At 60.0% G+C, this 20,381-nt stretch carries 18 protein-coding genes; 7 read left to right on the forward strand and 11 right to left on the reverse strand.

Annotation, left to right across the window (positions count from 1 at the left end; all coding sequences use genetic code 11):
* Positions 1-3: 3 nt before the first annotated feature.
* From ABOA88_RS03745 to ABOA88_RS03785, 9 genes are all read right to left on the reverse strand, one after another.
* Positions 4-795 (reverse strand): ParA family protein, encoded by a 792-nt coding sequence (locus ABOA88_RS03745; protein ID WP_043214197.1) that lies wholly within the window; start codon positions 793-795, stop codon positions 4-6.
* Between the two features lie 18 nt (positions 796-813).
* Positions 814-1,464: a 16S rRNA (guanine(527)-N(7))-methyltransferase RsmG gene (gene rsmG / locus ABOA88_RS03750; protein ID WP_196168080.1), complete on the reverse strand. Its 651-nt coding sequence runs from the start codon at positions 1,462-1,464 to the stop codon at positions 814-816.
* Positions 1,461-3,353, reverse strand: a complete 1,893-nt coding sequence (mnmG, locus tag ABOA88_RS03755; protein WP_367850565.1) for a tRNA uridine-5-carboxymethylaminomethyl(34) synthesis enzyme MnmG — start codon at positions 3,351-3,353, stop codon at positions 1,461-1,463. The genes rsmG and mnmG overlap by 4 nt, the downstream gene beginning before the upstream one ends.
* Positions 3,354-3,856: 503 nt before the next feature.
* Positions 3,857-5,227, reverse strand: a complete 1,371-nt coding sequence (mnmE, locus tag ABOA88_RS03760) for a tRNA uridine-5-carboxymethylaminomethyl(34) synthesis GTPase MnmE (RefSeq protein ID WP_196168082.1) — start codon at positions 5,225-5,227, stop codon at positions 3,857-3,859.
* Positions 5,228-5,311: 84 nt separating this feature from the next.
* Positions 5,312-6,994: a membrane protein insertase YidC gene (gene yidC, locus ABOA88_RS03765; RefSeq protein ID WP_196168083.1), complete on the reverse strand. Its 1,683-nt coding sequence runs from the start codon at positions 6,992-6,994 to the stop codon at positions 5,312-5,314.
* 2 nt (positions 6,995-6,996) lie between these two features.
* Positions 6,997-7,242, reverse strand: coding sequence for a membrane protein insertion efficiency factor YidD (gene yidD, locus ABOA88_RS03770; protein WP_011536514.1), 246 nt, complete (start codon positions 7,240-7,242; stop codon positions 6,997-6,999).
* Positions 7,235-7,639, reverse strand: a complete 405-nt coding sequence (gene rnpA / locus ABOA88_RS03775; protein WP_070574400.1) for a ribonuclease P protein component — start codon at positions 7,637-7,639, stop codon at positions 7,235-7,237. Before rnpA ends, yidD begins: the two co-directional genes overlap by 8 nt.
* 13 nt (positions 7,640-7,652) lie before the next feature.
* Positions 7,653-7,787: a 50S ribosomal protein L34 gene (rpmH, locus tag ABOA88_RS03780; RefSeq protein WP_003253163.1), complete on the reverse strand. Its 135-nt coding sequence runs from the start codon at positions 7,785-7,787 to the stop codon at positions 7,653-7,655.
* Positions 7,788-8,068: 281 nt separating this feature from the next.
* Positions 8,069-8,203 carry a hypothetical protein gene (locus ABOA88_RS03785; protein WP_268866945.1) on the reverse strand — a complete coding sequence of 45 codons (135 nt, stop codon included), beginning with the start codon at positions 8,201-8,203 and terminating at the stop codon, positions 8,069-8,071.
* A gap of 167 nt (positions 8,204-8,370) precedes the next feature.
* Here ABOA88_RS03785 and dnaA point away from each other — a divergent pair, with 167 nt between their 5' ends.
* Genes dnaA through gyrB form a run of 4 tightly spaced genes read left to right on the forward strand, consistent with a single transcriptional unit; the run spans position 8,371 to position 14,594 of the window.
* Positions 8,371-9,906: a chromosomal replication initiator protein DnaA gene (gene dnaA, locus ABOA88_RS03790; RefSeq protein WP_367850564.1), complete on the forward strand. Its 1,536-nt coding sequence runs from the start codon at positions 8,371-8,373 to the stop codon at positions 9,904-9,906.
* A 40-nt stretch (positions 9,907-9,946) separates the two neighbouring features.
* Positions 9,947-11,050 (forward strand): DNA polymerase III subunit beta, encoded by a 1,104-nt coding sequence (gene dnaN / locus ABOA88_RS03795; protein ID WP_196168085.1) that lies wholly within the window; start codon positions 9,947-9,949, stop codon positions 11,048-11,050.
* A 15-nt stretch (positions 11,051-11,065) separates the two neighbouring features.
* Positions 11,066-12,169, forward strand: a complete 1,104-nt coding sequence (gene recF, locus ABOA88_RS03800; protein WP_196168086.1) for a DNA replication/repair protein RecF — start codon at positions 11,066-11,068, stop codon at positions 12,167-12,169.
* Positions 12,170-12,173: 4 nt separating this feature from the next.
* The gene (gene gyrB, locus ABOA88_RS03805) at positions 12,174-14,594 is read left to right on the forward strand and encodes a DNA topoisomerase (ATP-hydrolyzing) subunit B (RefSeq protein WP_196168087.1); all 2,421 of its coding nucleotides are present in this window, start codon (positions 12,174-12,176) and stop codon (positions 14,592-14,594) included.
* Positions 14,595-14,660: 66 nt separating this feature from the next.
* Here the strand turns inward: gyrB and ABOA88_RS03810 are convergent, their stop codons facing one another.
* Positions 14,661-15,965 carry a sigma-54 interaction domain-containing protein gene (locus tag ABOA88_RS03810; RefSeq protein ID WP_230387866.1) on the reverse strand — a complete coding sequence of 435 codons (1,305 nt, stop codon included), beginning with the start codon at positions 15,963-15,965 and terminating at the stop codon, positions 14,661-14,663.
* A gap of 317 nt (positions 15,966-16,282) precedes the next feature.
* Here ABOA88_RS03810 and ABOA88_RS03815 point away from each other — a divergent pair, with 317 nt between their 5' ends.
* From ABOA88_RS03815 to ABOA88_RS03825, 3 genes are read left to right on the forward strand one after another with little or no spacing between them, the layout of a single operon-like run.
* Complete coding sequence (locus ABOA88_RS03815; RefSeq protein ID WP_196170280.1) at positions 16,283-17,167, forward strand: MBL fold metallo-hydrolase; 885 nt, start codon at positions 16,283-16,285, stop codon at positions 17,165-17,167.
* A 32-nt stretch (positions 17,168-17,199) separates the two neighbouring features.
* Positions 17,200-18,480 (forward strand): NAD(P)/FAD-dependent oxidoreductase, encoded by a 1,281-nt coding sequence (locus ABOA88_RS03820; protein ID WP_367850563.1) that lies wholly within the window; start codon positions 17,200-17,202, stop codon positions 18,478-18,480.
* On the forward strand, positions 18,477-19,295 hold the full coding sequence (locus ABOA88_RS03825; RefSeq protein ID WP_196170278.1) for a sulfite exporter TauE/SafE family protein: 819 nt from the start codon (positions 18,477-18,479) through the stop codon (positions 19,293-19,295). Before ABOA88_RS03820 ends, ABOA88_RS03825 begins: the two co-directional genes overlap by 4 nt.
* Here the strand turns inward: ABOA88_RS03825 and ABOA88_RS03830 are convergent.
* Positions 19,284-20,171, reverse strand: a complete 888-nt coding sequence (locus ABOA88_RS03830; protein ID WP_070575617.1) for a LysR family transcriptional regulator — start codon at positions 20,169-20,171, stop codon at positions 19,284-19,286. The genes ABOA88_RS03825 and ABOA88_RS03830 overlap by 12 nt on opposite strands.
* Positions 20,172-20,381: the final 210 nt, after the last annotated feature.

Genomic DNA, 20,381 nt, shown 5'->3' on the forward strand with positions numbered 1-20,381 from the left:
TCCTTAAGTTGTCTGTGCAGTGCGTGATTGACGGCGTTGACGGCGTACCAGTTCCCCGGCCAGTGCCAGGTAGGCCAGTGCGCCACGCGATTGCTTGTCGTAGGCCAGGGCCGGCATGCCGAAACTCGGCGCCTCGGCCAGGCGGATGTTGCGAGGGATGACCGTGTCGTACAGCTGGTCGCCGAAGTGCTCCTTGAGCTGGGCCGACACATCGTTGTTCAGGCTCAGGCGCGGGTCATACATGGTCCGCAGCAGGCCTTCGATCTTCAGCTCCGGGTTCAGGCGGGCGGCGATGCGCTTGATGTTATCCACAAGGTCGCTGAGACCTTCGAGCGCGTAGTACTCGCACTGCATCGGGATGATCACGCCATCGGAGGCGACCAGGGCATTGAGGGTCAGCATCGACAGCGAGGGTGGGCAGTCGATGAGGATGAAATCGTAATTCTCGCGGATCGGCGCCAACGCGTTGCGCAGGCGGCTTTCCTTCATCTGCATTTCCAGCAGCACCACTTCCGCGGCGGTGAGGTCGCGGTTGGCTGGCAGCAGCTGGAAGCCGCCATGCTCGGAGTAGTGCATGGCCTGGGCCAGGTCGCATTCCCCGATCAGCAGGTCATAGACCGAATGCTCCAGGACGTGTTTGTCCACACCACTGCCCATGGTGGCGTTGCCCTGTGGATCGAGGTCGATCAGCAGCACACGACGTTTGGTCGCGGCCAGCGATGCGGCGAGATTGATACAGGTGGTGGTCTTGCCCACACCACCTTTCTGGTTCGCGATTGCGAATACCTTAGCCATTGTTGCGTGTGTTCCCAGTCATGCCTTGCGGCGCAGTATCAGCAGATGGCGCTGGCCCTGGCAACCCGGAACGGTCAGGGCCTGCTCGCTTTCCACTGTGAAGTCTGCGGGCAATGCTACCAGTTCATCGGCCGGATGCAGCCCCTTCATTGCAAGCCATTGCGTCCGGGCGTCGCCCAAGTGGCGTGTCCAGTTGGTGAAGTTCTCCATGCTGCTGAACGCACGGGAGATGATCCCGCAGAACGGCTGGGCCGGCTGGAACTCTTCCACCCGGCTGTGGATAACCTGCAGATTGTCCAGCTTGAGCTCCATCTTCACCTGGGTGAGGAAGCGTGTCTTCTTGCCATTGCTGTCGAGCAGCGTCACTTGCTTGTGGGGATGCAGGATGGCCAGCGGAATACCCGGCATACCGCCGCCGCTGCCGACATCCAGCCAGCGTTGGGTGTCATTGTGGATAAACGACATGACGCTCAGGCTGTCGAGCAGATGGCGCGACACCATCTCGTCCGGGTCGCGCACTGCGGTCAAGTTGTACGCTTTGTTCCACTTGATCAGCAGGGCCAGGTAACCCAGCAGTTTTTCCTGCTGCTGCGGGCTCAGCTCGACACCGAGCTGGCGCGCGCCTGTGGACAACTCTTCTGCATGTTGCGGGGTGACCAGGGAACTCAAGCGCTTTGCTCCAATTCGCGGCCTGCGCCGCGTTTTTTCAGATGAATCAGCAACAGGGAAATCGCCGCCGGCGTCACGCCCGGAATACGCGAAGCCTGCCCGAGGGTCTCTGGACGCGTCTGGCCGAGCTTGCTCTGGATCTCCTTGGACAGCCCGGAAATCGTGGTGTAGTCGATATCCACAGGCAGACGGGTATCTTCGCTGGCACGCAGTCGGGCGATTTCTTCCTGCTGACGGTCGATGTAGCCGGCGTACTTGGTCTTGATCTCGACCTGTTCGGCCACCTGTGGATCGATTTGTTCCCCACCGGTCGCTTCGATCAATCCGTCATAGTCGATTTCAGGACGCGCCAGCAGGTTGAGCAAGTTGTATTCATGGCTCAGCGGCGTGCCGAACTTATCCACAACTGCTTGGCCTTCGGGCGTTCCCGGACGGATCCACGTCGACTTCAGCCGCTGCTCCTCACGCTCGATGCCTTCACGCTTGGCGCAGAACGCGGCCCAGCGGGCGTCGTCGATCAGCCCCAGCTCGCGGCCCTTTTCCGTCAAGCGCAGGTCGGCATTGTCCTCGCGCAGGATCAGCCGGTATTCGGCGCGCGAAGTGAACATGCGGTACGGCTCTTGGGTACCGAGGGTGATCAGGTCGTCGACCAGTACGCCGATGTAGGCCTCGTCGCGGCGCGGGCACCAGCTGTCACGGCCCTGGGCCCGAAGCGCGGCGTTGGTGCCGGCCAGCAGGCCTTGGGCACCGGCCTCTTCGTAGCCGGTGGTGCCATTGATCTGCCCGGCGAAGAACAGCCCGCCGATGACTTTGGTCTCCAGGCTGTACTTGAGGTCGCGTGGGTCGAAATAGTCGTACTCGATGGCATAGCCCGGGCGAACGATGTGGGCATTTTCCATGCCACGGATCGACCGGACGATGTCCAGCTGTACATCGAACGGCAGCGAAGTAGAGATGCCGTTGGGGTACAGCTCGTGAGTGGTCAGGCCTTCCGGCTCGATGAACACCTGATGGCTTTCCTTGTCGGCGAAGCGATGGATCTTGTCTTCGATCGACGGGCAGTAGCGCGGTCCTACGCCTTCGATGACGCCCGAGTACATCGGTGAACGGTCGAGGTTCGAGGCGATGATCTCGTGGGTACGGGCATTGGTGTGGGTGATCCAGCAGCTCACCTGGCGTGGATGCATGTCGGAATTGCCCATGAACGACATGACCGGAATCGGTGTATCGCCGGGTTGCTCGGTCATCACCGAGAAATCCACCGAACGCCCGTCAATACGTGGCGGGGTACCGGTTTTCAGACGACCGACGCGCAGTGGCAGTTCACGCAGGCGGTGGGCCAGGGCGATCGCGGGCGGATCACCTGCGCGACCGCCGGAATAGTTCTGCAGACCGATGTGGATAAGTCCACCGAGGAAGGTACCTGTGGTCAGTACCACCGAGTCGGCGAAAAAGCGCAGACCCATCTGGGTAATTACACCTTTGACCTGGTCCTGCTCGACGATCAGGTCATCACAGGACTGCTGGAATATCCACAGGTTCGGCTGGTTTTCCAGGATCTCGCGGACCACGGCCTTGTAGATGGCGCGGTCAGCTTGGGCACGGGTCGCACGGACGGCCGGGCCTTTACGGTTGTTCAGGATACGGAACTGGATACCGCTCTTGTCGGTGGCCAGCGCCATGGCGCCGCCGAGCGCATCGATTTCCTTGACCAGGTGACTCTTGCCGATGCCACCGATAGCCGGGTTGCAGCTCATGTGACCGAGGGTTTCCACGTTATGGGTCAGCAGCAGGGTTTTCACACCCATGCGTGCGGACGCAAGCGCAGCCTCGGTACCGGCATGGCCGCCGCCGATGACGATCACTTCAAAACGGGAAGGGAAATCCACCACGCACCTCGTGCCTGTTTTTGCGAATAGAGAAGGTAAGCGGACAAGTATAGGGACTTCACCCCCTTCAAAGGAACCTTCTGAGCAAAATTTGACCAGGCTGTGGATGAATGGCAGGAAAAAGAAAACAAAGAGGAAAAATTTAAAAAAGCTTTGTTTTTATGTTTATTCTTATGCCCCCAGCAATCTGTGGATAAACTTATGCAGCCCTTTGTTCATGCAGCCTTGGCGAATTCAAAACCCTGTGTTGGAAGGGGCATGAGGGTTCTGGATAACGGCGTTTAACCTGTGGATTAAAGTGCTTATTACCCACAGGGCGGTTTGTCCTCAACAAAAAAGGTCGGTTATCAACGGTGCTGAAGCCGACTTTTCCACAGACCTCATCCGCTCTGGTTTATGTCTGTTGATGATTTTTGTCCCGAAGGGCTGCCTGCCCGGCCTTTCCACAGGCAAAAAAAAACCGCTCCCTGGGGAGCGGCTTTGTGTGAAACACCGATGCAGCGTTATTTACCGATACAGAAGCTCGAGAAGATGCGTCCCAGCAGGTCGTCGGAACTGAATGCCCCGGTGATCTCCCCTAGTGCTTGCTGCGCCTGCCGCAGGTCTTCGGCCAGCAATTCTCCGGCACCGGCCAGAGTCAGCTGAGCACGACCGTGCTCCAGATGCGTCTCGGCTTGGCGCAGGGCTTCCAGATGACGGCGACGGGCGCTGAAACTGCTTTCCGCAGTCTGTTCGTAGCCCATGCAGGCCTTGAGGTGATCGCGTAACAAGTCCAGCCCACTGTCTTCACCCTTGGCGCTGAGGGTGATGGTCACGTGGCCATCTTCGCACTGCTCCATACCGACCGATTCACCACTGAGGTCGGCCTTGTTCCGTATCAGTGTGACCTTGGCCGGGTCTGGCCGCTGGTCGAGAAATTCTGGCCACAGGGCGAATGGATCGCTCGCTTCCGGCGCCGTGGAATCGACCACCAATAGCACCCGATCCGCTTCATTGATGGCCTTCAGGGCACGTTCCACGCCGATCTTTTCCACATGATCGTCGGTGTCGCGCAGGCCAGCGGTGTCCACTACGTGCAGCGGCATGCCATCGATGTGGATATGTTCACGCAGGATATCCCGCGTGGTCCCGGCGATGTCTGTGACGATAGCCGCTTCCCGGCCGGCCAGGCGATTGAGCAGGCTGGACTTGCCGGCATTCGGACGACCAGCGATGACGACAGTCATGCCGTCGCGCAACAAAGCGCCCTGCCCGGCTTCGCGCTGTACTGTGGACAACTCGCTGCGCACGTTATCGAGCATCGAAAGTACATGGCCATCGGCCAGAAAATCGATCTCCTCTTCAGGGAAGTCGATCGCCGCCTCGACGTAGATACGCAATGCAATCAACGCTTCGGTTAGGTCATGCACCCGCTTGGAGAAAGCGCCCTGCAGCGAGCGTAGGGCGTTTCGCGCTGCCTGGGTGGAGCTTGCCTCGATCAGATCGGCGATCGCCTCAGCCTGGGCGAGGTCGAGTTTGTCGTTGAGGAACGCCCGCTCGCTGAATTCACCTGGGCGTGCGAGGCGGCAGCCCAACTGCAGACAGCGCTGCAGGAGCATGTCCAGGACCACCGGACCACCGTGGCCCTGCAACTCCAGGACATCCTCGCCGGTGAACGAATTCGGCCCCGGGAAGAACAAGGCGATGCCTTCATCCAGCACCAGGCCATCGTTTTCACGGAACGGCCCATAGTGGGCATGGCGTGGCGTCAGCGTGCGGCCGGTGATGGCTTGCCCTGCCTGGCTGGCCAGCGGACCGGACAACCTGACGATGCCAACGCCTCCGCGCCCCTGGGCGGTGGCAATGGCGGCGATGGTTTCACGCACAGTGTTCATGCTCGAAAACCTCTACGGAAAATACACAGATAGCAAAAACGCCCCACGAGGGGGCGTTTTTATTCACAGGCCGTCAGCCGTTCGTCAAGCAGCGGCTTTTTTGGTCGCAGCTTCGATGCTACGAGTGATGTACCACTGCTGTGCGATGGACAGGCAGTTGTTCACAACCCAGTACAGCACCAGACCGGCCGGGAACCACAGGAAGAAGAAGGTGAAGATGATCGGCATCAGCTTCATGACCTTCGCTTGCATCGGATCCGGCGGAGTCGGGTTCAGACGCTGCTGGATGAACATGGTGGCGCCCATGATGATCGGCAGAATGAAGAACGGATCCTTGATCGACAGGTCGGTAATCCACAGCATCCATGGGGCCTGGCGCATCTCGACGCTTTCCAGCAGTACCCAGTACAGGGCCAGGAACACCGGCATCTGGACCAGGATCGGCAAGCAGCCGCCCAGCGGGTTGATCTTCTCTTTCTTGTACAGCTCCATCATCGCCTGGGACATCTTCTGGCGATCGTCACCGAAGCGTTCCTTGAGCTGGGCCAGTTTCGGCGCAACGGCGCGCATACGTGCCATCGAACGGTAGCTGGCGGCGGAAAGCGGGAAGAACAGACCCTTGATGAGCATGGTCAGGACAATGATCGACCAGCCCCAGTTACCCAGCAGGCTGTGGATATGTTGCAGCAGCCAGAAGATCGGCTGGGCAATGAACCACAGGAAGCCATAATCGACAGTCAATTCCAGTCCTGGGGACAGTTCCTTGAGCTTGGACTGGATCTTGGGACCGGCATACAGCATGGCGCTGGTTTCAGCCTTGGCGCCAGCTGGGACGTTCAGGGCGGGGCCGGTGTAACCGATGATGTAGTTGCCCTGGCTGTCCTTGCGGGTCTGGACGACGTTGTTGTCCGATTTGTTCGGGATCCAGGCGGTCACGAAGTAGTGCTGCAGCCAGGCAACCCAGCCACCGGACACATTTTCTTTCAAACTGCCTTTGTCGATGTCCTTCATCGACACTTTCTTGTACGGCTCCGAAGCTGTCCACAGGGCAGCGCCCAGGTAGGTAGCGGTGCCAGTGGCCGTGCTCGACGACGGATCGGAGCTGGCGTCACGCTTGAGTTGGGCAAACAGGTTGCCGTTCCAGGCTTGGCCGCTCTGGTTGTCGATCAGGTAACTGACGGTCAGGTCGTACTCACCGCGCTTGAAGCTGAAGCGCTTGATGTAGTTGACGCCGTTCTCGCTGAACTTCAAGTCCACGACCAGTTGGTCCTGGCCATCAGCCAGCTGGTAGCTCTTGCTGTCGGAAGCGTACAGCGGGCGGCCGGTGGAACGGGCGTCCGGGCCGTTGCTGCCGGTCAGGCCACTCTGGGCCAGGTAGACACGCTCGCCACCATTGTCGAACAGCTGGAACGGAATGTCCGGATGATCCTGGCGACGCGGGTACTTCGGCAGAGTCAACTGGACGATATCACCGCCGACCGGGTCGATAGCCAGGTTCAGGACATCAGTCTTGATCCGGATCAGGTCCTTGCTGACAGCGACAGGTGCCAGCTCCGCTGGGCTCGCTTCAGCATTGGTGCTCGGCACATCGGCGCTGGCGCCGTTATTGCCGGCCGGAACGGTGTCCGGCAGCGCCGGGGCAACATTGCTGGCAGCAGTATTCTGAGTCGGCAAGGCAGCCTGACCGTAGTCCTGGTTCCATTTCAGGACCATGACGTAGGACACGATTGCCAGGGCGACGATCAGGATCGTGCGTTTAATATCCATGATTACTCGGCTATCGAAGAAGTTCGGGAGGAAGGAGCGGGTGGAACGGGATCGAAACCACCGTCGTTCCACGGATGACAACGCCCCAGGCGACGAACGGCCAGCCACCCACCACGCAAGAGGCCATGATTTTCAATGGCTTCATAAGCGTAACAGGAGCAACTGGGGTAGAAACGACAGTGGCTGGCCATTAGTGGACTAATGGCATAACGGTAAAACTGGATCGGAACGAGTGCCAGTTTACGCATCGTGACTGTCTACCCCTGCGGAATCGGCATTAGCCGCTGGAGAGGGCCGACTGCGAACCAGTCGCTTCCAGAGCTTGCCAAAGTGTTGGTGCAATTCTGGGTTTTCAATCTCGCCCAATCCCTTGCGCGCGACGATCACGATGTCCAACCCAGCGAGCAGCTGCTGGTTCAGACGGAACGAATCGCGCATCAAGCGCTTGAGACGATTGCGTTGAACGGCGAGCTTGACGCTCTTCTTGCCGATCACCAAGCCGAGGCGCGGATGATCGAGGCCGTTCTCGCGAGCAAGGATAAGCAGGTTTTTCCCTGGAACCTTGCCGGTTGGGGAGTCGAAGACCGCTTTGAAGTGCCGGGGTGTAAGCAGTCGCTTATCCCGACTGAAGTCCTGACTCACCACCTGTGCCGAAAAATCAAATTGCCAGACGCTTACGGCCTTTGGCACGACGACGCGACAGAACAGCGCGGCCGTTCTTGGTAGCCATACGGGCACGGAAGCCGTGGGTGCGCGCGCGCTTGATGGTGCTTGGTTGGAAAGTACGTTTCATGGCGTGTTACCTGGGTTTGTCGACAACGGGCCGGAATGGCCCCCTTTTTAAGAGACCGGCGATTCTAGAGAAAGCAAGCCCATAGGTCAATTTCCAACCAGCTTTTGCCTATAGAAGGTACCAAGGGGTCGAAGGCCGTCACGTGGCTTGATCGAACGTGGACGAGAAGACAACATGAAAAAAATAGAAGGACATATAAAAAGCTTTTCTGAAGAACTTATAGATCTTTAGTGGATAACCTTCTGTGGATAACCTCTCGTACGCCTTTATTGGTGCGCGTTTCAGAGAATCATAACCTTGTCGGTAAGCCGTGCCTTCGTTGTGCTGATGATACGCACAACCTGTGGAGCGAATGCCTTGTTATCCACAGGTGAGTTATCAACAGGCTTGATGGTTGGGTTGTGCATAGTGCTCATGCCTGGTTATCCACAGGCCTTATTCACATTGCATGAAGGGTGTTTAGGAAGTTTTTTGGCCGATTTGTCCCTGTGCAAGTCGGTGCCACATGTGGATAACTGGTCTACCTCCCGGTACAATGGCGGTTTGTTTTTGCCTCATCCGGCTTTCAACTCAGGGGATATCCGTGTCAGTGGAACTTTGGCAGCAGTGCGTGGAGCTTCTGCGCGATGAACTGCCTGCCCAGCAATTCAACACCTGGATCCGTCCGCTACAGGTCGAAGCCGAAGGCGACGAGTTGCGCGTCTATGCGCCCAACCGTTTCGTTCTCGATTGGGTCAACGAAAAGTACCTGGGTCGTCTGCTCGAGCTGTTGGGCGAGCGTGGCAATGGCATTGCGCCTGCCCTTTCCTTATTAATAGGCAGCCGTCGCAGTTCCGCTCCGCGTGCTGCACCCAATGCGCCTGTCAGTGCCGCGGTCGCTGCGTCAATGGCCCAGCAGACCCAAGTCCAGCAAGCCGCACAGGTCGTGCAGCCCAGCGAGCCGGTCGTTGAACCTGCGCTTGAACTGGCGCCTGCGCTCGAGATCGAAGAGCCGTCTTCGCGCGACAGTTTCGACGCCATGGGCGAGCCTGCTTCTACGCCTGCCACCAGCACACGCACCGAGCAACGCACGGTCCAGGTCGAAGGCGCGCTCAAGCACACCAGCTACCTCAACCGTACCTTCACCTTCGAAACCTTCGTCGAGGGTAAGTCCAACCAATTGGCTCGCGCCGCGGCCTGGCAGGTTGCCGACAACCCCAAGCATGGTTACAACCCGCTCTTCCTTTATGGTGGCGTGGGCCTGGGTAAGACCCACCTCATGCACGCTGTGGGTAACCACCTGCTGAAGAAGAACCCGAATGCCAAGGTGGTCTACCTGCACTCCGAGCGTTTCGTCGCCGACATGGTCAAGGCGTTGCAGCTCAATGCGATCAATGAGTTCAAGCGCTTCTATCGTTCGGTCGATGCGTTGCTGATCGACGATATCCAGTTCTTCGCCCGCAAGGAGCGATCCCAGGAAGAGTTTTTCCACACCTTCAACGCCTTGCTCGAGGGCGGTCAGCAGGTGATTCTCACCAGTGACCGTTACCCAAAGGAGATCGAAGGCCTGGAAGAGCGTCTGAAGTCGCGCTTCGGTTGGGGCCTGACAGTCGCCGTGGAGCCACCGGAGCTGGAAACCCGTGTGGCGATCCTCATGAAGAAGGCCGACCAGGCCAAGGTCGAACTGCCTCACGACGCGGCCTTCTTCATCGCCCAGCGTATCCGCTCCAATGTGCGTGAACTCGAAGGTGCCCTGAAGCGGGTGATCGCCCACTCCCACTTCATGGGTCGGGATATCACCATCGAGCTGATCCGCGAGTCGCTCAAGGACTTGCTGGCGCTGCAAGACAAACTCGTAAGTGTGGATAACATTCAGCGCACCGTGGCCGAGTACTACAAGATCAAGATCGCCGATCTGTTGTCCAAGCGGCGTTCGCGATCGGTCGCGCGTCCCCGCCAGGTGGCCATGGCGTTGTCCAAGGAACTGACCAACCACAGTCTGCCGGAAATCGGCGACATGTTTGGGGGCCGGGACCACACCACCGTGCTGCACGCCTGCCGCAAGATCAACGAATTGAAGGAATCCGACGCGGACATCCGCGAGGACTACAAGAACCTGCTGCGCACGCTGACGACCTGATGAACGTCGGTGCAGCTAATTGAAGGCAAGGGACTAGACCATGCATTTCACCATTCAACGCGAAGCCCTGTTGAAACCCCTGCAACTGGTCGCAGGCGTCGTCGAGCGCCGCCAGACCTTGCCGGTCCTGTCCAATGTGCTGCTGGTCGTGCAAGGCCAGCAACTGTCGTTGACCGGTACCGACCTGGAAGTCGAGCTGGTTGGCCGCGTGCAACTGGAAGAGCCGGCCGAGCCGGGCGAAATCACTGTCCCGGCGCGCAAGCTGATGGACATTTGCAAGAGCCTGCCCAGCGACGTTCTGATCGACATCAAGGTCGACGAGCAGAAGCTGCTGGTCAAGGCCGGTCGCAGCCGTTTCACACTGTCGACGCTGCCTGCCAACGACTTCCCGACCGTCGAGGAAGGTCCAGGCTCGCTGACCTGCAACCTGGAGCAAAGCAAGCTGCGTCGCCTGATCGAACGCACCAGCTTCGCCATGGCCCAGCAAGACGTGCGTTACTACCTCAACGGCATGCTGCTGGAAGTATCGACCGACACCCTGCGCGCGGTTGCCACCGACGGCCACCGTCTGGCCCTGTGCTCCATGCAGGCGGCCATTGGCCAGGCCGAGCGCCACCAGGTCATCGTGCCACGCAAGGGTATCCTCGAGCTGGCGCGCCTACTGACTGACCCGGAAGGTATGGTCAGCATCGTTCTCGGCCAGCATCACATTCGTGCCACCACGGGCGAGTTCACCTTCACCTCCAAGTTGGTGGACGGCAAGTTCCCGGACTACGAGCGAGTCCTGCCAAAAGGCGGCGACAAGCTGGTGATCGGTGATCGTCAGGCCCTGCGCGAAGCGTTCAGCCGTACCGCGATTCTCTCTAATGAAAAGTACCGGGGCATCCGCCTGCAGCTGGCTTCCGGCCAGTTGAAAATCCAGGCCAACAACCCGGAGCAGGAAGAAGCGGAAGAAGAGATCAGCGTCGACTACAGCGGCAGCTCGCTGGAGATCGGTTTCAACGTCAGCTACTTGCTGGACGTGCTGGGTGTCATGACCACGGAGCAGGTTCGCCTGATCCTGTCCGACTCCAACAGCAGCGCCCTGCTCCAGGAAGCCGGCAACGATGACTCCTCCTACGTCGTCATGCCGATGCGTCTGTAACCTGTAGCAGGTCAAATGTCACTTCGACGTATCATGGTCACCGCGGTGCGCAACCTGCACCCGGTGACCCTCTCCCCCTCCCCCCGCATCAACATCCTTTACGGCGCCAATGGCAGCGGCAAGACCAGCGTGCTGGAAGCTGTCCACCTGTTGGGGCTCGCCCGCTCCTTTCGCAGTACGCGCCTGAATCCGGTTATCCAGTACGAGCAGCCCACCTGTACCGTCTTCGGCGAGGTTCAGCTTGTGGAGGGTGGCACCAGCAACCTGGGTATATCGCGGGATCGCCAGGGGGATTTCACCATCCGGATCGATGGACAGAACGCACGCAGCACCGCCCAACTGGCGGAGCTACTGCCGTTGCAACTCATCAACCCGGACAGTTTCCGCCTGCTCGAAGGCGCTCCAAAAGTACGCCGTCAGTTCCTGGATTGGGGAGTGTTCCACGTGGAACCTCGATTCATGACTGCCTGGCAACGCCTGCAGAAGGCGCTGCGGCAGCGGAACTCATGGTTGCGTCATGGTACACTTGACGCTGCTTCGCAAGCCGCCTGGGACCGGGAGTTATGCCTGGCCAGTGCGGAGATAGATGAATACCGTCGCAATTACATCAAGGCCTTGAAGCCTGTCTTCGAGCGAACCCTGAGCGAACTGGTTGAGCTGGACGGGTTAACCCTGAGCTACTACCGAGGCTGGGACAAGGACCGGGAACTCAACGAAGTGCTCGCCTCCTCTCTTCTTCGCGATCAGCAAATCGGGCATACCCAGGCGGGGCCGCAGCGTGCTGATTTGCGTCTGCGATTGGGCACAAACAATGCCGCCGACATTTTGTCCCGAGGACAGCAGAAGCTCGTGGTCTGCGCCTTGCGGATCGCCCAGGGCCATCTCGTCAGTCAGGCACGCCGCGGTCACTGTATTTATCTCGTGGATGACCTGCCGTCCGAACTGGATGAGCAGCATCGTCTCGCGCTATGTCGCTTGCTTGAAGAATTACACTGCCAGGTTTTTATCACCTGTGTAGATCACGAATTACTGAGGGAAGGCTGGCAGACGGAAACGCCAGTCGCTTTGTTCCACGTGGAACAAGGCCGTATCACCCAGACCCACGACCATCGGGAGTGAAGGCATGAGCGAAAATCAAACGTACGACTCCTCCAGCATCAAGGTGCTGAAAGGACTGGATGCCGTGCGCAAACGCCCCGGCATGTACATTGGCGACACCGATGATGGCAGCGGCCTGCACCACATGGTCTTCGAGGTGGTCGACAACTCGATCGACGAAGCCCTCGCTGGTCATTGCGACGACATCACTGTCATCATTCACCCGGACGAATCCATCAGTGTTCGCGACAACGGTCGCGGCATTCCTGTCGACGTACACAAAGAAGAAGGTGTCTCGGCAGCCGAGGTCATCATGACCGTCCTGCACGCAGGCGGTAAGTTCGACGACAACTCCTATAAGGTTTCCGGCGGCTTGCACGGTGTAGGTGTTTCCGTTGTGAACGCCCTGTCCGAGAAGCTGGTACTGACCGTTCGCCGTAGCGGCAAGATCTGGGAGCAGACGTACGTTCACGGTGTTCCACAGGCCCCGATGGCCGTGGTCGGTGAGAGTGAAAGCACCGGTACCCACATCCACTTCAAACCTTCGGCCGAAACTTTCAAGAACATCCACTTCAGCTGGGACATCCTCGCCAAGCGTATTCGCGAACTGTCGTTCCTGAACTCGGGCGTCGGCATCCTGCTCAAGGATGAACGCAGCGGCAAGGAAGAGTTCTTCAAGTACGAAGGTGGCCTGCGCGCGTTCGTTGAATACCTGAACACTAACAAGACCCCGGTCAACTCCCAGGTGTTCCACTTCAATGTTCAGCGTGACGACGGTGTGGGTGTCGAAGTCGCCCTTCAGTGGAACGACAGCTTCAACGAAAACCTGTTGTGCTTCACCAACAACATTCCGCAGCGCGACGGTGGTACCCACCTGGTCGGCTTCCGCTCCTCGCTCACCCGTAGCCTGAACAACTACATCGAACAGGAAGGCCTGGCCAAGAAAAACAAGGTTGCGACCACCGGCGACGATGCCCGTGAAGGTCTGACCGCGATCATCTCGGTCAAGGTGCCGGATCCGAAGTTCAGCTCGCAGACCAAGGACAAGCTGGTTTCCTCGGAGGTGAAGACCGCCGTGGAACAGGAGATGAACAAGTACTTTGCCGACTTCCTGTTGGAAAACCCCAACGAAGCCAAGGCAGTGGTCGGCAAGATGATCGATGCTGCCCGTGCCCGTGAAGCGGCGCGCAAGGCACGTGAGATGACCCGCCGCAAAGGTGCGTTGGACATCGCCGGCCTGCCAGGCAAACTCGCCGACTGCCAGGAAAAGGACCCTGCCCTTTCCGAACTGTACCTGGTGGAGGGTGACTCCGCGGGTGGCTCGGCCAAGCAAGGTCGTAACCGTCGCACCCAGGCGATCCTGCCGCTCAAGGGTAAGATCCTCAACGTCGAGAAAGCGCGTTTCGACAAGATGATCTCGTCCCAGGAAGTGGGCACCTTGATCACTGCCCTGGGCTGCGGTATTGGCCGTGAAGAGTACAACATCGACAAGCTGCGTTATCACAACATCATCATCATGACCGATGCTGACGTTGACGGTTCGCACATCCGTACCCTGCTGCTAACCTTCTTCTTCCGCCAACTGCCGGAGCTGGTCGAGCGCGGCTACATCTATATCGCCCAGCCGCCGCTGTACAAGGTGAAAAAAGGCAAGCAGGAGCAGTACATCAAGGACGACGAGGCCATGGAAGAGTACATGACCCAGTCGGCCCTCGAAGATGCCAGCCTGCACCTGGACGAATCGGCGCCAGCGGTTTCCGGCGTTCAGCTTGAAAGCCTGGTGAACGAATTCCGTTCCGTGATGAAAACGCTCAAGCGTCTGTCGCGCCTGTATCCGGAAGAGCTGACCGAGCACTTCATCTACCTGCCGGAAGTCACTCTGGAGCAACTGGCTAACCAGGCAGTCATGCAGAGCTGGCTGGCTCAGTTCCAAGAGCGTCTGAACAACAGCCAGAAGTCCGGTCTCACCTACCAGGCCAGCCTGCGCGAAGACAAGGAACGTAACCTCTGGCTGCCGGAAGTGGAAATCACCTCCCATGGCCTGGCCAGCTACGTCACCTTCAATCGTGACTTCTTCGGCAGTAACGACTACCGCACCGTGGTCGCCATCGGCGCCAAACTCAGTACCCTCCTCGGTGAAGGTGCCTACGTGCAGCGGGGCGAGCGTCGCAAGGCGGTCACTGAGTTCAAGGAAGCCCTGGACTGGCTGATGAACGAAACCGCCAAGCGTCACACCATCCAGCGATACAAAGGTCTGGGTGAGATGAACCCGGATCAGCTGTGGGAAACCACCATGGACCCAACTGTACGCCGGATGCTGAAGGTGACCATCGAAGATGCGATCGCTGCCGACCAGCTGTTCAACACCCTGATGGGTGATGCGGTCGAGCCGCGTCGTGACTTCATCGAAAGCAACGCCTTGTCGGTATCCAACCTGGACTTCTGATCAGGCCCACCGCACAAACAAAAAGCCCCGGCATTGCCGGGGCTTTTTGTTATGGGCTCGCAGAATCTACAGCCCCAGTTCACGCAGGCGTCGATACAACGTCCGCTCACTCATGCCCAGATGACGGGCCAGTTCACTGCGTGATCCGCGGAAGTTTTCCAAGGCCTGAGCCAAGTCGCCCAGCTCATTGCGACTGCGATGACGTGAACCTTGAGCTGCCGACGGGCCGATGTCATCCGGTAGATGCTCAGGTCGAATCAGACCCTCATCGGCAAACAGGCGTGCCCGCTCGAGGATGTTGCGCAGCTCGCGGATGTTCCCCGGGAAGGGATGCAGGCTGAGCCGCTCGAGGGCTTCAGGCTGCAGTTTCGGTGATTGCTTGCCCATGCGCTGCAGCAGGCTCTCGGCCAGTAAGGGCAGGTCTTCCACGCGCTCTCGCAGGGAGGGCAAACGGATGGGGAAGCCGCTGATGCGATAGTACAGGTCTTCGCGGAAGGTACCGGCGGCGGCCATTTCCTTTAGAGGCTTATGGGTCGCCGAGACCAGGCGAAAATCGGAGTGGACCGTGCGGGTACTGCCCACGGGCCGGAAGCTGCCGGATTCGATCAGGCGCAGTAGTTTCACCTGCATCGCCAGGGGGACTTCGCCAATCTCGTCGAGGAACAGGGTGCCCCCATGGGCTGCTTCAGCCAGGCCGATCTTGCGTTGGGTGGCGCCGGTGAAGGCGCCCTTCTCGTACCCGAACAACTCGCTTTCGAACAGCGATTCGGTGAGGCCCGTGCAATCGACCACCACCAAGGGACCGTTGGCCCGAGGGCTGCCCAGGTGCAAGGCACGGGCGAAGAGCTCCTTGCCGGTACCGGACTCGCCTTGCAACAACACTGGGATCTGCGCTGGTGCTGCTCGCTGCAGGCTCGCCAGGGCCGTCTTGAATGCTGCGGATCGCCCAACCAGCCCTTGCTCCTGAGGCTGAGCCGAGGCAAGCGTCACGCTGGTGAGCCGTTCGACGAAAGCCACCACCCTGCCCTGTTCATCCAGGATCGGGCGCAGCTCCACGTCCACATGCTCAGGCCCGCGAGGCGTGTGATGGATGTGCAAAACCCGCTCTGGCACCTTGCTGTCCCAAGCCTTGCGCAAAGGGCAATGCTCGCCCGCCTGATCACACGGCACCGCATAGTGGTGGGAAACCCGGTGGCATTTCTCTCCCACGGGAGCGTGGTCATCCTTGCCAAACTGGCGGCGATAGGCAGCATTGGCCGCGAGGATGTTGTAGTCGGTGTCCAGGATGATGCTGGGCAGCACATCGTGTTCCAGGTAGGACACCAGGGCGAGGATGGCGGGATGCTGGGCTGACACACTAAACGCGGACATAACGGTGACCGATGGCGAGTACCCGGCGAGGTTAACAGGGACTGCCAAACACTGCCATTAGCTGACAGTCGACTGCCAAATGGGCTGACAGGCATGGCAGATCCCCGGGGTTCAAATGGGGCCCTGGCTCGCATCACCCGTGCTCCAGCTGCAATGGCGTCACCGAGATTTCCCTGTTTTTACTGGCCTTCCAGACACCACCTCGTCTGCGTAACAGCCAGCGCTCCCCACGGATCCCGACTGGCATGCATCTTGATAAACCTCCAAATACTGCCTACGCCTCTAGAAGGCGCGGTGGATAAATCTGGAGACGTGCAATGATCATCGGCAGCAACCTTCATGTGGAAGCCTTGTACGACAAGGTGACCTCGACCATCAGTTACCTCGTCCTGGACCGAAGCTCTGGCCAGTGCGCGCTGATCGACAGCGTATTGGATTACGATCCCAAATCAGGTCGTACCAGCACCGAATCGGCCGATGCCTTGATCGCCCGGGTACAGGCGTTGGGTGCCAAGGTCCAGTGGATACTGGAAACCCATGTCCACGCTGACCACCTCTCCGCAGCGGCCTACCTGAAGGAAAAGCTGGGCGGACATGTAGCGATCGGTGCCCTCATCACCCAGGTGCAGAAGACCTTCGGCGAACTGTTCAACGAAGCGCCAGGCTTTGCCCGAGACGGCAGTCAGTTCGATGTACTGCTCGAAGACGAGGAGATCTTCCTGATTGGCAACCTGCGCGCCCGTGCCCTGCATACGCCGGGACATACGCCGGCGTGCATGAGCTATGTGGTGGAGGACAGCGGCGAGATGGCGGTATTTGTGGGCGACACGCTGTTCATGCCGGACTATGGCACCGCGCGCTGTGATTTCCCCGGCGCTGATGCGCGCACGCTGTATCGCTCGATTCGCCGCCTGCTGGCCTTCCCTGACAAGACTCAGCTGTTCATGTGTCACGACTACCTGCCAGGTGGCCGGGAGATGCGCTTCGTCACGACCGTGGCCGAACAGCGCGCCAGCAACATCCACATCCACCAAGGCATCAGCGAGGACGACTTCGTGGCCATGCGCGAAGCCCGTGATGCCACCCTCGAGATGCCCGTGCTGATCCTGCCCTCGGTGCAGGTCAACATGCGCAGCGGCCAGTTCCCCGAGCCTGAGGGCAATGGCGTGAGCTATCTGAAGATTCCGCTGAACGTGCTTTGAACACATAACGACTATTCCAAGGAAACACCGCCATGCCTGCCTTGCAGTCCCCTGCCGATTCTTCATGCGCTGACCACCACAAGGTGGTCATTGTCGGTGCCGGCGCCGCCGGTATCGCTACCGCCTCCAGCCTGATCAGCCGCGACCCGTCCCTGGACATCGCCGTGATCGATCCGGCCGACGTGCATTACTACCAGCCTGGCTGGACCATGGTCGGCGCGGGTGTGTTCGATGCGCCGAGCACGGCCCGGACCATGGCCTCGACCATTCCGCGTGGCGTACGCTGGATCAAAGCGCGGGTCGAGCGCTTCGATCCCCAGGCGCAACTGGTCGTGCTCGAGGATGGTCGCGCCGTCAGCTACGAGCAGTTGGTGGTTTGCCCAGGCCTCAAGCTCGACTGGAACGCCATCGAAGGCCTAAGCGACACCTTAGGGCGCAACGGCGTTACCTCCAACTACCGCTATGACCTGGCACCCTACACCTGGCAGTTGGTGCAGAACCTGAAAAAAGGCCGTGCGCTCTTTACCCAGCCGCCGATGCCAATCAAGTGCGCCGGCGCGCCCCAGAAAGCGCTGTACCTGTCCTGTGACCATTGGTTGCGCCAAGGCAACCTGGGCGCGATCAAGGCCAGTTTCTTCAATGCCGGCGCGGTGTTGTTCGGTGTACCTGACTATGTCCCGGCCCTGATGGCTTACATCGACAAGTACGCAGTGGACCTGAACTACACCCATCGCCTGGTAGCGGTGGATGGCCCGAACAAGCGTGCGACTTTCGTGCGTACACTGCCCGACGGCAGCAGCGAGACCCGCGTCGAGGCTTTCGACATGCTGCATGTGGTGCCCCCGCAAGTCGCGCCGGACTTCATTCGTCAGAGCCCGCTGGTCGATGCTGCCGGTTGGGTCGATGTGGACCCCGCCACGCTTCGCCACCGCCAGTTCACCAACATCCATGCGCTGGGAGATGTCACCAACACCAGCAATGCCAAGACTGCTGCCGCGGCGCGCAAGCAAGCACCGGTGGTGGCCAACAATGTGCTGGTTGCGCTGGGGCGCCTGCCTACCCTCGCCCAGTACGATGGGTATGGTTCCTGCCCGCTGACCGTCGAGCGCGGGAAAATCGTGCTTGCCGAGTTCACCTACGGCGGCAAGGTGGCGCCGAGTTTTCCGCGTTGGTTGCTCGACGGCCGCCAGCCCACTCGCCTGGCCTGGCTGCTCAAGGCGCAGATACTCCCGCCGCTGTACTGGAAAGGCATGCTCAAAGGTCGTGAATGGCTGGCGCGACCCCAACCGCTGGTGGCTGAGGTCGGGCAGTGATCGAACATCAACTGATCGGAGCTGGGCTTGGCGCGATCATTGGTGCCGTGCTGGCGCTCACTGGTGCCGGCGGGGGCATTCTTGCCGTGCCCCTGTTGGTGTTCGGCCTCGGTTTGTCGATGGTCGAAGCGGCGCCCATCGGCTTGCTCGCCGTGGGGTTGGCGGCCGGAGTCGGCGCTGTGCTGGGTTTGCGCAAGGGTGTGGTGCGGTATCGTGCGGCGTTGTTCATCGCGGCCATTGGGGTGATCGCGGCGCCGCTCGGCCTGATGCTGGCGCACCGTCTGCCCAATACGCCACTTTCGCTGGTGTTCGCTGCCGTGTTGGTCTATGCCTGCCAGCGCATTTGGCGCAAGGCCAGCCGTGAACTGCGCGGCGAGCCGGCCTGCGGTGAGCGTCAGATCATGCCCTGCGTGCTCAACCCGTTGCAGGGGCGGTTACGTTGGACCCTGCCTTGCGCCCGCGCGTTGGCGTTTACCGGTGTGCTGTCGGGGCTGCTGTCCGGACTGTTGGGCGTCGGTGGCGGGTTCGTCATCATTCCGGCCTTGAACCGCTACACCAACCTGGACATGAAGAGCATCGTCGCCACATCCCTGGCGGTGATCGCCTTGGTATCTACCGGCAGTGTGGTCAGCGCCAGCCTGGCCGGTGTCATGCACTGGGCGGTAGGCGCGCCGTTTGCCGTCGGGGCCGTGCTGGGTCTGCTGCTGGCCCGCCCCCTGGCGAGCAAGCTGGCCGGGCCACGTCTGCAGCAACTGTTCGCCGTGACAGGGATCGGCGCTGCATTGCTGTTGGCGGGCAAGGCGCTACTCGGCTAGCAGCTCGTCCTGCTCCGCGTTGCACAAGGCCAGCAGGTAGTCCCAGACCACCCGCAGGCGCACCGACTTGTGCAACTCCCGGCGGGTGCAGATCCAGTAGCTGCGCTGGATGGTTTCACTGGGCAGCACCCGCACCAGCGAGGGGTCATGGCGAGCCATGTAGTTGGGCAGCACGGCAATGCCCAGCCCGGCGCGTGCGGCATGTTGCTGGGCGATCACGCTGGTACTGCGGAACACCACGTTTGGGGCCCGGCAAAAACTGTTTAGAAACAGCAGCTCCTGGCTGAACAGTAGGTCGTCGACATAGCCGATCCAGCTGTGCCGGGCCAGGTCCTCGCGGTTGCGCAGGGGCGGTGCCCGGTCCAGGTACGCTTGGCTAGCGTACAGCGCCAGGCGGTAATCGGTGAGTTTGCGGGTGATCAGCAGGTCGGCGCTGGGCCGCTCCAGGTGGATGCTGATCTCTGCTTCCCGATTGAGGATGCTGACGAACCGCGGCACCGCCACTAGTTCCACTTCCAGCCCCGGGTAACGCTCGAACAGGGCGTTCATACGTGGGGTGAAGAACATGATGCCGATGCCCTCGGTGACCCCTAGACGGATCTTGCCCAATGGCGTGATGGCCTGGGTGATCTCTTCCTGGGCGAGCAAGGCCACGTTCTCCATGGCTTCGGCATGCTTGAGCAGGGCCTGTCCGGACGGCGTGAGTTCATAACCCTGAGCGTGTTGGACGAACAGCGCGGTGCCCAGGCTCTGCTCGATGCTCTCGATGTGCCGGGCGACGGTGCTGTGGGTGGTGTTGAGGCGTTTGGCGGCGCTCAGCAGACGGCCGCTGCGCTGCAACTCGAGGAAAAACCGCAGATCGTTCCAGTCGAACATGCTGATCCTTTTGGCTGTTCGCGCTGGCCCTTTCGCGGGTAAACCCGCTCCCATAGGTTATTGCCGAGCCTGAGTTCGGCGATAACCTATGGGAGCGGGTTTACCCGCGAAGGGGCCGGCTCAGGTATAGCGCTGTGCTAAAACGCACAGCGGCTGCGCGAAATCTCGTGTTTCGTCCTCGAAATTAATCAATAAGATGGTCAGGGACAA

Source organism: Pseudomonas sp. PKS (assembly GCF_051913525.1).
Lineage (GTDB): Bacteria > Pseudomonadota > Gammaproteobacteria > Pseudomonadales > Pseudomonadaceae > Aquipseudomonas > Aquipseudomonas guariconensis_D.

Excerpts from the sequence above, each read along its gene's own strand:
- ABOA88_RS03745 (WP_043214197.1), bottom strand. The coding sequence starts at position 795 with ATGGCTAAGGTATTCGCAATCGCGAACCAGAAAGGTGGTGTGGGCAAG.
- mnmE (WP_196168082.1), bottom strand. The coding sequence starts at position 5,227 with ATGAACACTGTGCGTGAAACCATCGCCGCCATTGCCACCGCCCAGGGG.
- yidC (WP_196168083.1), bottom strand. The coding sequence starts at position 6,994 with ATGGATATTAAACGCACGATCCTGATCGTCGCCCTGGCAATCGTGTCC.
- yidD (WP_011536514.1), bottom strand. The coding sequence starts at position 7,242 with ATGCGTAAACTGGCACTCGTTCCGATCCAGTTTTACCGTTATGCCATT.
- rpmH (WP_003253163.1), bottom strand. The coding sequence starts at position 7,787 with ATGAAACGTACTTTCCAACCAAGCACCATCAAGCGCGCGCGCACCCAC.
- ABOA88_RS03785 (WP_268866945.1), bottom strand. The coding sequence starts at position 8,203 with ATGAGCACTATGCACAACCCAACCATCAAGCCTGTTGATAACTCACCT.
- dnaN (WP_196168085.1), top strand. The coding sequence starts at position 9,947 with ATGCATTTCACCATTCAACGCGAAGCCCTGTTGAAACCCCTGCAACTG.
- recF (WP_196168086.1), top strand. The coding sequence starts at position 11,066 with ATGTCACTTCGACGTATCATGGTCACCGCGGTGCGCAACCTGCACCCG.
- gyrB (WP_196168087.1), top strand. The coding sequence starts at position 12,174 with ATGAGCGAAAATCAAACGTACGACTCCTCCAGCATCAAGGTGCTGAAA.
- ABOA88_RS03810 (WP_230387866.1), bottom strand. The coding sequence starts at position 15,965 with ATGTCCGCGTTTAGTGTGTCAGCCCAGCATCCCGCCATCCTCGCCCTG.
- ABOA88_RS03815 (WP_196170280.1), top strand. The coding sequence starts at position 16,283 with ATGATCATCGGCAGCAACCTTCATGTGGAAGCCTTGTACGACAAGGTG.
- ABOA88_RS03820 (WP_367850563.1), top strand. The coding sequence starts at position 17,200 with ATGCCTGCCTTGCAGTCCCCTGCCGATTCTTCATGCGCTGACCACCAC.
- ABOA88_RS03830 (WP_070575617.1), bottom strand. The coding sequence starts at position 20,171 with ATGTTCGACTGGAACGATCTGCGGTTTTTCCTCGAGTTGCAGCGCAGC.